Here is a 14,373-nt window from a genome sequence, read left to right as displayed (position 1 = left end):
ATTTCTTTTTTATATTTAAATATCGAGTTATGAACACTTTAACTATTCAACTATTGCTAGAATATCATCTTGCTTTAATATAGTATATTCTTCGCCATCAACCTTTACTTCTGTTCCAGCATATTTTGAATATAATACTTTATCTCCAACTTTTACTTCCATAGCCACTCTATTTCCGTCTACAACAGCTCCAGGTCCTACTGCAACCACTTCTGCTTCTTGTGGTCTTTCCTTTGCAGTACCAGTTAAGACTATTCCACTCTTAGTCTTTTCTTCTGCCTCTAATTTTTTAATTACTACTCTTTCACCAAGTGGTTTAATGTTCATGAAAAAACCCTCCTTAAAATATATATTATCATTTCATTTATTTTCTGTTAGCACTCATCATTGTCGAGTGCTAACATAATTATAATATCCTTTATATCCATATAATTCAAACATTGCTTCTAATATTATATCCCATTTTTCAGCGAATATTACTCCTTATCTCAAAATATATCGCATTTACTTAAATTTTCTCCATATTATTATTAATATTATGAATTTTTAAAATAATAAAAAAACTCTAACCAAATAAACATATTACTGATTAGAGTTTTTATGACATTATATAGAGAATAAAGCTCTTAAATTTCATAAATAATTTTAAATTCTAAATACCTCATCGCCTAGAGCACCTATATAATAATAGAATTTTTAATTACTTAATTATATTTCAAAATCAAGATTCATATTATCTTTCTAAGTTTATTTCATTGTATTCGTCTAATGTCGTATTAGCTAATACACTCTTAGTACTTGTTTGCTGATTTAATTTTGTAAATGGCGCTTTAGCCTTCATTACTGATACAATTTTAGCTGCCCCATTTATACAGCCACCTTCGCACATCATTCCTTCAATAAAGTTTCCTTGTAACTTTCCAACCTTAGCCATTGTCATAGTCTTTTTAATTTCTACTCCGCCTGAGATCTTTACTGGCTTAAAGTCAATATTAACACCTTTTTCTTGCACATAGTTCTCTATAGCAGCAGTTAATCCACCACCTACAGCAAAATTTCTACCAAATATTGAAGCTCCATCAACTACTATATCTTCACAAGTTGTAGGATCAACTCCAAACGCATCAAATAAGGCTACTAATTCTTCAAACGTTAATGCATAATCTATAGCATCTTTTATTGATTCTATCAGAACCTCGCTTTTTTTAGCTGTGCAAGGCCCTATAAATATCACTTTTGCATCTTTATCTTTAGATTTTATATATCTACCCGTTGCTACCATCGGTGAAACTGTCCCTGAAATTTTATTAGCTTGATCTGGCATCATTTTTTCAATATAGCTTAGGAATCCTGGACAACATGAATTTGTCATGTAGCTATCCCCATTTTCCATTCTCTCAACAAACTCATTACTTTCATGTACAGTAACTGCATCTGCTCCACATGCAGCTTCTACCATATCTTCAAAGCCTAATGCCTTAATTGCATTCTTAACTTGTCCATAAGTTGTTTTAGGCCCAAATTGCCCTGTTATTGCTGGTGCAACTACAGCATAAATTTTTTCTTCTTTATCCATCAATCTATTAATAACTTTAACTAATGAGCTTTTGTCTTCTATAGCTCCAAATGGACATGCTGACATGCATGCACCACAGTTTACACATTTACTTTCTGTAATTTCAGCACTCAAATCTTCTGCATTATAGCTTAATGCACCTGTTGGACATGACTTCTTACAAGGTCTCATGTCTTCTGCAACCGCATCATACGGACATGCCTTTTTACACATTCCACATTCCTTACATTTATCTGGATCTATATAAGCTCTTCCATCAACATATGTAATTGCTCCAAAATTACACGCACTTTGACACTTATGAGCTATACAATTTCTACATGCATCAGTAACTTGAAACTTCTTTGTTGGGCATCTATCACATGCTTCTTTTATAACATATAATATTTGTTTTTCTTCTTCTATATCAACTAAATCTTGTCCATGTTTGCCTGTTGGTTTAAATCCTGCTGCAAGTTTTGCTCTCTCTAATACTACATTTCTTTCTCGTTCAACTGAATCTCTATACTTAGGTTCTTCTCCTACAATCATAGCATAAGGAATTTTTTCTATTTCCTCTTTACTAATATTATTTTCTTTTGCTAATACAGCAACTCTAGTAAGAACCTCGTGCTTTAAAGCTAGAAGTTGATTCTCAAACTGAAACATTACACACACTCTCCCATGAATAATTTTTATCTTACATTTATAATACAAAATAATTATAGCATACTCTTGTTAAAATTATAACAAATATTATATAATTTAAATTTTCTAAATTTTCTTAATATACGTTCTATTTTCATATGTATATAGTGGTATTTCTCAACTACTTTAGTTAAATCTTTTTCTTGTATTTCCACTTCTTTTCGCATATGTTTATTTACCTTATATTAGTTATATCAAGGGATTTATATGATATTCATATTATTACATCAATGATAAATTATTAACATTATTAAACATATTAATCTAACATTTTTGAGGAAACAAAAAGTCTAGGAAATAAAATCCTAAACTTTTCATTTTATATCAACCTTTTTAACCTACACTTATTTTATTTTCCCTCGCATAATAGAATAAATATTGCTGTGCAAAACCTGCTAATTTACCAAACTTATTCCTTCCAAAAATTCTAATCTTATTTAGAGATGCATCCTCTGCCCCATAAAAATGAATCATCGCACGTTTAACCCATACATCTACTGGAAATGCTGAAGTCTTTTCCATTGAAAATAACATTATACAGTCAGCTACCTTTGAACCAACACCTTTAAATTCTTGAAGTGCATTATGACATTCATCATCATCTAAATTTTTAATATAATCCAGATCATACTTTATATATTCATTTGCATCATTTGTTTTTAAGTTCCCTTTTCCACTCTTAGAATTATACACATTTTTTATTGTATCAAATATGTATTTACTTCTGAAAGATGCTCCTGTCTCCTGTATTTCTTCTAATGTAGCATCTTTTATTTCATCTATATTGGGAAACGCATAGTAAGTTTTATCCTTATAAATAATTTCTTTTCCCCATTTATTAGATATTTTATTTACAGTCTTCTTTATTGATGGTATATTATTTCGAGCTGAAATAATAAAGCTAAGCAACATTTCAAATGGGTCTTGATTCAAGACTCTAACACCATATCCAAATTCAATACTTTGTTTAAGCAAAACATCTTTTGAAAGTTCATCTTTTATAACTGAGTAATCTCTATCTAAATCAAAATACTTAAGCCAAATATTTTGAAAATCTTCCTTTGTAGAATTATAAATTATTACGTCATTTCCCTCTTCTTTAACTTCAATTAATCTTCCAAACGCAATTACAATAAAATCATTTTCTGCTACCTCTTCAAACCTAAAAATTTGTCCGCACTCAAATATATGTTTTAATTTAAAATTTCTTAATTCTTTTATTATTAAATAATTATCATAAAATTCTACAGATTTATAATCCATTTTATTATCCGTCTCCCTTACAGTATAAAATTATTTAGTTTGCATCATCTCATAATCTAATATGCATATTGATGAACCCTACTCTTTGATTATGAATATTCAAAATATATTTTTATCTTTTTAGTAAAATCATTGATAAACATAATATCATATCAACCTTAGTTTTAACTTATTTCATTCATATATTCTTCTTTAAATAATATATTCTACACTAAAGTTTTTTTCTAAAGATTATGTCACAGTTTATATTGCCCATTTTCTGATGTGTACCACCTATATCATATTTTTTAACTATTTATTTTTTTAATATCCAATATTCAATTAAATTATACAATTAATCTTAAGAAAATAGTTATTATTTAATATATTATATCACTTACTTAACAGTAATAAAATGTTTTGTTGAATTTTACAATATTCTTTAGTTTAAACTTATTTATGTAATCTAGTAGTTATTTATATATTTCCCTAAAAATAAAAAAACCCAAGCATAAACTTGAGTTTTTCCATATATTCATGATATTATTTAGAATAATCATAGAATCCTTTTCCTGATTTTCTTCCAAGCCATCCAGCTCTAACATATTTTCTTAATATGCTACTAGCTCTGTACTTGTTATCACCTGTTTCAGTGAATAAAACATCCATGATAGCTAAGCAAACGTCTAATCCAATAAGATCTCCTAAAGCTAAAGGTCCCATTGGATGGTTAGCACCATATTTCATAGCTGTATCAATATCTTCAACTGAAGCTATTCCTTCTTGTAGGATAAATGAAGCTTCGTTAATCATTGGGATTAATATTCTGTTTACAACGAATCCTGGAGCTTCTGCAACTTCTACTGGTTCTTTTCCAATAGCAACTGATAATTCCTTAACAGCATCAAAAGTTTCTTGAGAAGTAGCTATTCCTTTAATAATTTCAACAAGCTTCATTACTGGAGCTGGATTAAAGAAATGCATTCCGATAACTTTATCAGGTCTCTTTGTAGCTGAAGCAACTTCAGTAATTGATAAAGATGAAGTGTTTGAAGCTAAAATCGCTTCTGGCTTACAAATTCCATCTAATTCAGCGAAGATTTCCTTCTTAATTTTCATGTTTTCGATTGCAGCTTCAACTACTAAATCACAGTCAGCAGCTAATTTCATATCAGTTGTTCCTGAAATTCTTGAAAGTATAGCTTCTTTATCTTCTTCAGACATTTTTCCTTTAGCAACTTGCTTTTCTAATCCTTTAGTGATTCCAGCTATTCCTCTGTCAACAAATTCTTCCTTTATGTCTCTTACAATTACTTCACAACCTTTTTGAGCGAATGCTTGAACGATACCAGCACCCATTGTTCCTGCTCCAAGTACAAAAATCTTTTTCATAAATTATTCCTCCTCTAAATCTTTTCATTATAGATATCCTTAGCTAAAATATATATTTTAACTAAGGATTAACTTCATAATTATCTAATTGTTACTTATTGAATAATATTGTTAATTAATTATCTTTAATGTTACATTATAATTATTCAGCGCTCTTTATTTCTTTAACTTGAGCTATTAATTCTGGTACTACCTTAGTAAGATCACCAACTATTGCATAGTCAGCAATTTTCATTATTGGAGCTGAATCATCTTTATTTACAGCAATGATTAAATCTGAATCTTGCATACCAGCAACGTGTTGGATAGCTCCAGAAATACCACAAGCTATATATATTTGAGGTCTAACAGTCTTACCAGTTTGACCTACTTGATATGCTCCATCAATCCATCCTTTTTCTACAGCTGCTCTTGATCCAGCGACAGTTCCGCCTAGAGCTTCTGCTAATTCTTTAAGTAATTGGAAGTTTTCTTTGTTTCCAACTCCTCTACCACCTGATACGATGAAATCTGCTTCAGCTATATCAACGATATCCTTCTTAGCTTTTATAGTTTCTAAAACTTTAGTTCTTACATCGCTATCTGCTAATTTAACATCAACTTTTTCAATTTTACATTTAGATGGATCAGTTGTAATCTTTGCAAATACTCCTGGTCTTACTGTTGCCATTTGTGGTCTATGTTCTGGACAAGCAATTGTAGCCATTAGGTTACCACCAAATGCTGGTCTTGTAGCTAAAAGATCGCCATTTGTAACATCAACATCAATTGATGTACAGTCTGCTGTTAATCCTGTTGATAATCTAGCAGCTATTCTTGGACCTAAATCTCTTCCGATGAAAGTAGCTCCTACGAATAATATTCCTGGTTTTCTTTCATTTGCTAAATCACAAATAACTTTTGTATAAGCATCAGTTGTATAGTGTTCTAAGTTTTTATCATCAGCAACTAAAACTTCATCTGCACCGTGCTCTGCTAAAGTTTTTGCTAATCCTTCTATGTTGCTACCTAATAATAAAGCTGTAAGATTTACTCCTAATTCATCAGCAATTCTTCTACCTTCACCAAGTAGTTCTAAAGATACTTTTTGTAATTCGCCTTCTCTTTGTTCAGCAAAGACCCAAACGCCTTTGTAATCTGCTATATTCATAATAAATTACCCTCCTATTATCTTAGATGTAGTGTTTTTCTTTTAATTTTCCTACAACATAGTATGCTGCATTTTTAGGTGCTTCTCTTACGATTTCTCCTGCACCTTTAACTTCCTTAGTCATTGACTTCTTAACCTTTGTAGGTGAGCCTTTAAGCCCTAATTCAGCTACATCTACATCTATATCAGCTGCGCTCATAACTTTGATTTCATCATCTGAAGTTTCGAATATATCTACAACATTCATATATCTAGTTTCATTTAATTCTTCGATTGCAGTTAATAGACATGGAGTTTTAACTTCTACTACTTGATGTCCATCTTCTAGTGCTCTATTTACTATTAATGTATTTCCTTCAACTTTAACGTCTTGAACGTAAGTTACTTGAGGAATGTTTAAATGTTCTGCTATTTCTGGTCCTACTTGTGCAGTATCTCCATCAATTGCTTGTCTTCCAGCAAATACCAAATCATAATCTAATTTAGCTATTACTCCTGCAAGTGCCTTTGAAGTAGCTAAAGTATCTGCTCCTCCAAGTGCTCTATCTGTTAATAGGACAGCTTCATCAGCTCCCATACATAATGCTTCTCTTAATACTGCTTTAGCCATTGGAAGTCCCATACTTATTACAGTAACTTTTCCTCCAACTTTTTCTTTTAATTGTAATGCACCTTCTAAAGCGTGTTTATCCTCTGGATTCATTATTGATGGAACACCATCTCTTATTAATGTACCAGTTTTAGGATCAATTTTTACTGCTGTAGTATCTGGAACTTGTTTTACACAAACTACTATATTCATTCTAAAAGTCCTCCTATCTTAAAATGCTTCCTGCGATAACCATCTTTTGAACTTCTGAAGTTCCTTCGTAGATTTCGCATATTTTAGCATCTCTCATCATTCTTTCTACTGGGTATTCTTTAGTGTAACCATATCCACCAAAGATTTGAACTGCTTTAGTTGTAACTTCCATTGCAACATCTGCAGCAAATAATTTAGCTCTTGCAGCATCCACTGAGTAAGGCTCACCAGCTTGCTTCTTTGTTGCAGCTAGGTATACTAAGTATTTAGCAGCTTGGATTTTAACATCCATTTCAGCTATATACCATTGTAATCCTTGGAATGCTGATAATGGTTTATTAAACTGTTTTCTTTCTTTCATATAGTTAACAGCTTCTTCAAAAGCTCCTTCTGCAATACCTAAAGCTTGAGCAGCTATACCAATTCTTCCTCCATCAAGAGTTTTCATTGCTATACCAAATCCCTTACCTTCTTTGCTAAGTAGGTTTTCTTTTGGTACTATGCAGTTTTCCATAACTAACTCAGTAGTTGAAGATGCTCTGATCCCCATCTTGTTTTCTAATTTTCCTATTGAGAATCCTGGGAATGACTTTTCTACTATGAATGCAGAAATTCCTTTTGTTCCTTGACTCTTATCTGTCATAGCAAATATTATGAAAGTTTCAGCAACTCCACCATTTGTTATGAAGATTTTTGAACCATTTAATACATAATGGTCTCCTTCTAATACAGCAGTTGTTTGTTGTCCTGCAGCATCTGTACCAGCGCCTGGTTCTGTTAATCCGAAAGCACCGATTTTCTTACCACTACAAAGATCTGGCAAATATTTTGCTCTTTGTTCGTTAGTTCCATTTTCATTAATTACTGATGCACATAATGATGTATGCGCTGAAAGAATAACTCCTGTAGTACCACAAACTTTTGATAATTCTTCCACAGATATTATATATGAAAGAACATCTCCGCCTGCTCCACCAAATTCTTTAGAAAATGGGATACCCATCATTTTAAGCTTAGCCATTTTTTCAACGTTTTCCATAGGGAATCTTTCTGATTCGTCGATTTCAGCAGCTATTGGCTTAACTTCATTTACTGCGAATTCTCTAACCATTTGTTGTACTAATTGTTGTTCTCTAGTTAATTGGAAATTCATTAAATTACCCTCCTTGTTAATTAAACCTATTTGATACAAACTATATATAAATCTCTAATAGATTTTTAACTAATTATTAAAAAATTATTTATTTTGAAAATTCTTTTCTGCTCTTCTTTCTAAGAACGCAGTCATTCCTTCTGTTTGATCTTCTGTTGCAAAGCACTTTCCAAAGTCTTCTGCTTCTATTAATATAGCTGCATCTATATCAACTTGCATTCCTCTGTCTATAGCATCTTTACAATATGCAACTGCTTTTGGAGCATTAGCTGCAATCTTGTTAGCCATTGCTTTTGCTTCTTCCATCAATTTTTCTAATTCAACTACTTTATTAACTAAACCTATTCTATAAGCTTCTTCTGCATTTATAAGGTCACAAGTATAAATTAATTCTTTAGCTTTTCCTGGCCCTACAATTCTAGCTAATCTTTGAGTTCCACCAAATCCTGGAGTTATTCCAAGTCCTGCTTCTGGTTGACCAAATTTAGCTTTAACTGAAGCTATTCTTATGTCACATGACATAGCAAGTTCACATCCACCACCAAGAGCAAATCCTGATATAGCTGCGATAACTGGCTTATCCAATTTTTCTAATCTTCTGAAGACATTGTTTCCTAAAATACCAAATTCTTTACCTTGTTCTTCATTAAGATCTTTCATTTCTGAAATATCTGCTCCAGCAACAAAAGATTTCTCACCAGCACCTGTAACTATAACTGCATACACATTGTTGTCTGCTTCTAAATCATCTAAAACAACATTTAAATCTTTTAGTGTTTCTGAATTCAATGCATTTAATGCCTTTGGTCTATTGATTGTAACAATAGCTAAATGCCCTTCTTTTTCAAGAATAACATTTTTTAATTCCATTCTAAGGACCTCCTTCAAACTTGCTTATTTTTTTAATTTTCACACTATTTTTGATATTTTTTATCCTAATTGTTAATAATATAACAAATAAGTCTAAAAAAATATCAAGACTTCACGCCTCAATTAAAATTATAATACGTTCCTAGATTATTTGCAATAAAATATTGCGTTATTAATATAAGTTTTTAAGTATATGAAAAAAATAACTGATCAAAGGTATATATCTATTTTCATGCCAAACAGAGAAGAAAACTTTATTCATGTAAAGCTTTTGCATAAATTTTTCTTAAATCTATTTCTAAAAACAAATATATATATTTAATCTGTTATTTTTTGAACAAGCTTTAAATAATATATTGCATATATTTATTATATTTTTAACCTTCACTCTCATTTAATAAATAAATTAAAGTCAATAAACTTTCACTTAGATGTACATTTTCTACTTTCACATGATCTGGAACTACTAAATCTACAGGAGCAAAATTCCAAATTGCTCTTACTCCACCCCTTATTAATTCATCAGCAACAACTTGGGCATTTTTTCTAGGAACACAAATTATGCCAATATCTATTTTATGTTCTTCTAGTACGGATTCCATTTCGTCTATATCCATTATTTCTACATCTCTGATTTTCATCCCTATCAATTTAGGATTTGCATCAAATATTGCTGTTATTTTAAATCCTAAATTTTCAAATCTAGAATAATTCGAAACTGCTTGCCCTATATTTCCAGCACCAACCAGTGCAGCTTCATAACCTCTGTCTAATCCCAATATAGCGCTAATTTGGGTATATAGTTCCTTAACATTATATCCATAACCTTGTTGTCCAAAATCTCCAAAACAATTTAAATCTTGTCTAATTTGTGATGCAGTAAATCCAATCTTTTCTCCTAATTCTTTTGAAGAAATTCTATCCACCTCATTTTTCATAAGTTCTTCAAGATATCTATGATACTTAGGCAACCTTTTGATAACTGCCATCGATATATTTTTATGCTTTTCCATATCTACTTTCTCCTATTTCAATACTTTTATATTTTTCGACCCTATAATATTTATATCAAATTAAATTATATAACTACTATTTAGACTTTTAGTAATTATGATTAGTCTATTTATTAACAATCAATTTTAAAATTATATTCACATTGTTAAATTTTAATTAATTGCTATAATTTATAATTCTACCATATTTCTATATTTTTATGTCAAGCTTAATTAAATTATTTATTCAAAAGTGCCTATAAATTTAAAATTTCTCTTGATAAGCAACAGAAGTCTCTAGAAAACTCACTGCTATGAAATTTTACTTTTTTATATTTTGACCACTTTTTTTAATTTAAACCGCTTTATTTTTAACCTTTTCTATATAATAACAATATCAATACTTAAACATGTGTTCAAGAATTTTATTTTAACATTGCGATTTTTGTTTATATTAAATAATATCTTTATAAAATTTTATACCTTTTAACAAAATCAAAAAAATATTTCAAAATAATTTTTCAACCATTTTGAAATATTTCTTATCTTAAGAAATTAAATTACTTTAATTACCTTATTTTCATTGATAAACACATTGTTCAATATCATATTTAATACGCTATCGCAAACATAATACGAAAAGGTTAAATCATTATAATAATTTATAGTTCCATCATATTGCTTCTGTAGCTGCATTATAAACTCTTCTATATTACTTGAATCTACATGTGTATTTATAATTCCTGTCGGATCAAACGACTTAGCTACCTTAGCTAAATTTTTCTCATACATCATATGATGTTTTACAGCGCTCGTACTCTTAAATTCCCATCTATAATAGTGTGGTGCACAGAAAAAATCACATAAAAAGTGACATATTACTCCAAGCTCTTCACTAAACTTACCAATTGTCATATCATAGTATATTTCTTCCAATGATAATGATGATAAATGTATAATCTTTTCAATAATCATATTTATACTTTCATTAAAATAATGCTTCTTAAATTTATATTTAGGCGCACAATCAGGTTTCACGTTCCCCCATATAAATCTTTTATTATTAATTAAATAAATACTCTTTGTATTAGCATATTTTATAATATTTTCTGCCATAATCTTGTGAGTATTGATCATCAATGCTTGATCACATCCTCTGCATATTAAATTTTATATTTTATGAAACCCTCATTTAGGCGTTTCGTTATTTTTTTATAAATTAAATTTGTTTTGTATATTTATAATAATACTCTAGATTCAAATTTACAACACTTTATTAATCGATTTCTTCAAGTATTATATGTACTAATACCCAAGAATATCAAAGCTCATAACGTATTAAACTATATTAGTAAAAATATTAGTTTAATATAGTTTAAGCATACATTTTATATGGTTTCCTTATATACTAACTCTAACTTGCACATGCTTTCTAAGTGCATCTCCAAAGATAAATAAGCTGCTTCAGTATCATTAAGATATATTGAAACAGCTTACTTACTATAGAAATTTATTATATTCTTTATTTTCGTTGAGCCTATTTAATAAATGTTTTATTTCCTGATCCTTATTTTTATCCATTACAAGAATAACATCTCCAGCATCTACTACAACCAAGTCTTTTATTCCAAACCCAATTATCAGGTTTTTGTCCCCAAATATGGAGCAATTCTCGCAATCGTCAATATAAACATTCTTAGATATACTATTATTTCTATAAGTGCTCAGTAGCCTACTTAAAGCGCCAAAACTCCCCATGTCATCCCAACTAAAATCACATTTAATAACATAGGCTTTTCTAGTTCTCTGCATAACTCCAAAGTCTATAGAAATTCCGTCTATAAGTTCATATTGGTCTTTTATAACACTCTCTTCATTTTCCTCTCCTAAATTTTTATATATCTCCATCAGTGATTTATGCAATTTAGGCAAGTATTTTTCTATTTCTCTTAGTATAACGTCGGCCCTAAATATAAACATCCCAGAATTCCATAAATAAGTTCCTTTTAATATGAAATCTTTAGCTACCTCTGAATTTGGTTTTTCTGTAAACCTTGCAATTCTATAAGTTGGTATGCTTCCAGCAGTTCTTTCCCCCATTTCTATATATCCATATCCTGTTTCAGGTCTACTAGGTTCAATCCCAAGTGTAACGATACACCTTCTCCTATTTGCCATTTCTATTGCTTGTGATAAAGTATCTATATAATTCTTCTCACCCTGAATATAGTGATCTGATGGTAATACAACCATTACTGCATTAGCATCTTGTTTTAATAATTTTACTGCAGACAAACCTATACAAGTTGCAGTTTCTTTATTAGCAGGCTCTACAAAAATATTTTCCTCTCTAATTCCTATTAGTTCATCCTTAACTTTTTCTTTGTAGTCCATATTGGTTACAATATAAATATTATCCCTGTCTATTAATGGCATTATCCTATCAACAGTATTAACTAAGAAACTTTTATCGTTAATTAGCTTTAAAAATTGTTTTGGTTGATCGGCTCTTGATAGAGGATATAGTCTACTGCCCTTACCTCCAGCTAAAATCAGCCCGTATATCACGCATTTTCAACTCCATGTAATGATACTAGTTCATTATATGTCAAAATATTTGTATGTGTGAGTCTATAGTAAAAAGAACAATAAATTATTTCCCTTAAATGTTCTTCTTCCTGAATTATAGCCCCTCCATTGTGTTCCCTTCACCAACCAAGCTATAGAAATCTTTTGTAAATACATCTACTGCATTTTTAGTTGCATCATGTTTTATTAATCCTTCTATTACATCTGGTGCTGCTGTAACTGATCCAATTCCATACTTGCATAAATTCAAAACTTGTTGTGAATTTTTGAAGCTTGCAGCTAATACATCCGAATTTAATCCATGCATTTTAAACATGTCATGAATATCTTTTGCAACTTGAACTCCATCAGCTCCCATATTATCAATCCTATTTACATAAGGTGCTGTATATCTTGCCCCTGCTTTTGCTGCCATGAAGGCTTGCATCGAAGTATAAATAGCTGTTGCTGTAATATTTACATTTTCCTTACTTAATAATTTCATAGCTTTTATTCCTTCAGGTGTTACAGGAATTTTAATATAAGTGTCCTTTCCAAGTACTTCAATCATATGTTGTGCTTCATCAACCATTTTTTCAGCAGTTAATGATACAACTTGAGCATGTAATTGTGCCCCTTCTGGTAAGAATTCTCTAATTGCTTTTAATACCTCCATAGGATTTCCACCTTGTTTTTTTAGAATAGATGGATTAGTTGTCACCCCATCACATGGGTAAAATTCATAAATCCTTTTAATTTCATCTAAGTTTGCATCATCAATTAACATTAACATTTTTTCTTCTCCCTCTCTCTTTTTAATTTCTATACTTAAATTAAGTAAATGCGTTATAAATACTATAAAACAATACTCTATTCCAAGAATATATATTCTTATATTGTAATATTCTAAACAATATATATTCTTAAGAATTTTAGAATATTAAAATAAAAACATTTTTATTTATACCTTTTTATTCAGCAATCAATGAATATCCGAAACAACTATTTAACTAAATTTCTTATTCCTGCTGAATAAGCTATATCATAAAATTCCTCCATTTGAGTCTCAGTATACATTTTAGGATTCTCTTCAAAACAATAATCTAAATTATTGATTAAGTTGTATTTTGATTTTGCAAGTGGATTATAATTTAATAGTTCATACCTTACTTTTGAGTAAATGCTTGAAATATATCCACTTATATCATGAATATTAATTTTATTTGCTGTAAATTGAGGTATTAATGGAGTTCTGATAATCACATTATCTTTCTTATTGCTTTCTAAAATAAACTTGATGTTCTTTTTGATTAGTTCATTACCTACGCCAGTAAAAATCTTATGCTTATCATTATCAAATACCTTTAAATCTGCAAAAATTGTATCTAGATACGGTAGCGCTTCTATTATATATTCAGTAGGGACGAATAAAGATGTTTCAATCGCTGTATTTATTCCAGCTTCTTTTAACATTTTAAGTAATACAACTACAAATTCTTTCTGGTACAATGGTTCTCCACCAGATAAAGTTACCCCACCACCATATTTAAAAAACGCTTTATCCTTCAGTGCTATTTCTATAACTTCATCTAAAGTATAATTTTTAGAATCCATAGTTAACGCACCAGTCGGACAAATATCTGTAACAATTTCATTTTGTTCATCTATACATTTATCTTGAACAACACATATTTTATTATTTTCTCGTATAACTGATTGATTAGAGCATTTTTTAATACATAGATCACAATTAATACATTTATTTTCAAAATGAATTAATTGTTCCTTTGGAGAAATACCTTCAGGATTTTGACACCAAACACATTTAAGCGGACATCCTTTTAAAAAAATCGTTGTTCTTATTCCCTCTCCATCATGTGTTGAAAATCTTCTTATATCAAAAATCTTTCCTGTTAAAGACGAATAATCTTTTTCCATAGG

At 29.9% G+C, this 14,373-nt stretch carries 13 protein-coding genes; all 13 read right to left on the bottom strand.

From position 1 onward, the window contains the following. Window positions 1–42: 42 nt before the first annotated feature. Window positions 43–327 carry a co-chaperone GroES gene (gene groES, locus F3K33_RS01655; protein ID WP_008427174.1) on the bottom strand — a complete coding sequence of 95 codons (285 nt, stop codon included), beginning with the start codon at window positions 325–327 and terminating at the stop codon, window positions 43–45. A 406-nt stretch (window positions 328–733) separates the two neighbouring features. Continuing rightward, window positions 734–2,224, bottom strand: a complete 1,491-nt coding sequence (locus F3K33_RS01650) for a 4Fe-4S dicluster domain-containing protein (RefSeq protein WP_017209826.1) — start codon at window positions 2,222–2,224, stop codon at window positions 734–736. A 372-nt stretch (window positions 2,225–2,596) separates the two neighbouring features. Then, complete coding sequence (locus F3K33_RS01645) at window positions 2,597–3,526, bottom strand: DNA-3-methyladenine glycosylase family protein (protein WP_039771200.1); 930 nt, start codon at window positions 3,524–3,526, stop codon at window positions 2,597–2,599. A 522-nt stretch (window positions 3,527–4,048) separates the two neighbouring features. Beyond that, window positions 4,049–4,897 carry a 3-hydroxybutyryl-CoA dehydrogenase gene (locus F3K33_RS01640; protein ID WP_011967675.1) on the bottom strand — a complete coding sequence of 283 codons (849 nt, stop codon included), beginning with the start codon at window positions 4,895–4,897 and terminating at the stop codon, window positions 4,049–4,051. A gap of 142 nt (window positions 4,898–5,039) precedes the next feature. Next, a complete protein-coding gene (locus F3K33_RS01635; protein ID WP_039773941.1) occupies window positions 5,040–6,047 on the bottom strand; it encodes an electron transfer flavoprotein subunit alpha/FixB family protein in 1,008 nt (335 codons plus the stop codon). A gap of 22 nt (window positions 6,048–6,069) precedes the next feature. Further along, window positions 6,070–6,849: an electron transfer flavoprotein subunit beta/FixA family protein gene (locus F3K33_RS01630; protein ID WP_011967673.1), complete on the bottom strand. Its 780-nt coding sequence runs from the start codon at window positions 6,847–6,849 to the stop codon at window positions 6,070–6,072. A gap of 13 nt (window positions 6,850–6,862) precedes the next feature. Then, window positions 6,863–8,002 carry an acyl-CoA dehydrogenase gene (locus F3K33_RS01625; RefSeq protein ID WP_023976413.1) on the bottom strand — a complete coding sequence of 380 codons (1,140 nt, stop codon included), beginning with the start codon at window positions 8,000–8,002 and terminating at the stop codon, window positions 6,863–6,865. Between the two features lie 84 nt (window positions 8,003–8,086). Continuing rightward, window positions 8,087–8,872 (bottom strand): short-chain-enoyl-CoA hydratase, encoded by a 786-nt coding sequence (locus F3K33_RS01620; RefSeq protein ID WP_011967671.1) that lies wholly within the window; start codon window positions 8,870–8,872, stop codon window positions 8,087–8,089. A gap of 377 nt (window positions 8,873–9,249) precedes the next feature. Beyond that, window positions 9,250–9,885, bottom strand: coding sequence for a redox-sensing transcriptional repressor Rex (locus tag F3K33_RS01615; RefSeq protein ID WP_017209928.1), 636 nt, complete (start codon window positions 9,883–9,885; stop codon window positions 9,250–9,252). A gap of 534 nt (window positions 9,886–10,419) precedes the next feature. Then, a complete protein-coding gene (locus F3K33_RS01610; protein WP_011967669.1) occupies window positions 10,420–11,001 on the bottom strand; it encodes a zinc dependent phospholipase C family protein in 582 nt (193 codons plus the stop codon). Window positions 11,002–11,364: 363 nt separating this feature from the next. Then, window positions 11,365–12,432, bottom strand: a complete 1,068-nt coding sequence (locus tag F3K33_RS01605) for a mannose-1-phosphate guanylyltransferase (protein WP_011967668.1) — start codon at window positions 12,430–12,432, stop codon at window positions 11,365–11,367. A 115-nt stretch (window positions 12,433–12,547) separates the two neighbouring features. Further along, window positions 12,548–13,225, bottom strand: a complete 678-nt coding sequence (locus F3K33_RS01600) for a transaldolase family protein (protein WP_011967667.1) — start codon at window positions 13,223–13,225, stop codon at window positions 12,548–12,550. A 209-nt stretch (window positions 13,226–13,434) separates the two neighbouring features. Next, window positions 13,435–14,370 carry a glycyl-radical enzyme activating protein gene (locus tag F3K33_RS01595; protein ID WP_039772610.1) on the bottom strand — a complete coding sequence of 312 codons (936 nt, stop codon included), beginning with the start codon at window positions 14,368–14,370 and terminating at the stop codon, window positions 13,435–13,437. Window positions 14,371–14,373 lie beyond the last annotated feature (3 nt).

The sequence above is a fragment of the Clostridium beijerinckii genome (assembly GCF_008705175.1).
Taxonomy (GTDB): domain Bacteria; phylum Bacillota; class Clostridia; order Clostridiales; family Clostridiaceae; genus Clostridium; species Clostridium beijerinckii.
This window is presented reverse-complemented; position numbering and strand designations above follow the sequence as displayed.

Excerpts from the sequence above, each read along its gene's own strand:
- F3K33_RS01615 (WP_017209928.1), bottom strand. The coding sequence starts at position 9,885 with ATGGAAAAGCATAAAAATATATCGATGGCAGTTATCAAAAGGTTGCCT.
- F3K33_RS01600 (WP_011967667.1), bottom strand. The coding sequence starts at position 13,225 with ATGTTAATGTTAATTGATGATGCAAACTTAGATGAAATTAAAAGGATT.
- F3K33_RS01595 (WP_039772610.1), bottom strand. The coding sequence starts at position 14,370 with ATGGAAAAAGATTATTCGTCTTTAACAGGAAAGATTTTTGATATAAGA.
- F3K33_RS01650 (WP_017209826.1), bottom strand. The coding sequence starts at position 2,224 with ATGTTTCAGTTTGAGAATCAACTTCTAGCTTTAAAGCACGAGGTTCTT.
- F3K33_RS01645 (WP_039771200.1), bottom strand. The coding sequence starts at position 3,526 with ATGGATTATAAATCTGTAGAATTTTATGATAATTATTTAATAATAAAA.
- F3K33_RS01640 (WP_011967675.1), bottom strand. The coding sequence starts at position 4,897 with ATGAAAAAGATTTTTGTACTTGGAGCAGGAACAATGGGTGCTGGTATC.
- F3K33_RS01625 (WP_023976413.1), bottom strand. The coding sequence starts at position 8,002 with ATGAATTTCCAATTAACTAGAGAACAACAATTAGTACAACAAATGGTT.
- F3K33_RS01635 (WP_039773941.1), bottom strand. The coding sequence starts at position 6,047 with ATGAATATAGCAGATTACAAAGGCGTTTGGGTCTTTGCTGAACAAAGA.
- groES (WP_008427174.1), bottom strand. The coding sequence starts at position 327 with ATGAACATTAAACCACTTGGTGAAAGAGTAGTAATTAAAAAATTAGAG.
- F3K33_RS01610 (WP_011967669.1), bottom strand. The coding sequence starts at position 11,001 with ATGATCAATACTCACAAGATTATGGCAGAAAATATTATAAAATATGCT.
- F3K33_RS01620 (WP_011967671.1), bottom strand. The coding sequence starts at position 8,872 with ATGGAATTAAAAAATGTTATTCTTGAAAAAGAAGGGCATTTAGCTATT.
- F3K33_RS01630 (WP_011967673.1), bottom strand. The coding sequence starts at position 6,849 with ATGAATATAGTAGTTTGTGTAAAACAAGTTCCAGATACTACAGCAGTA.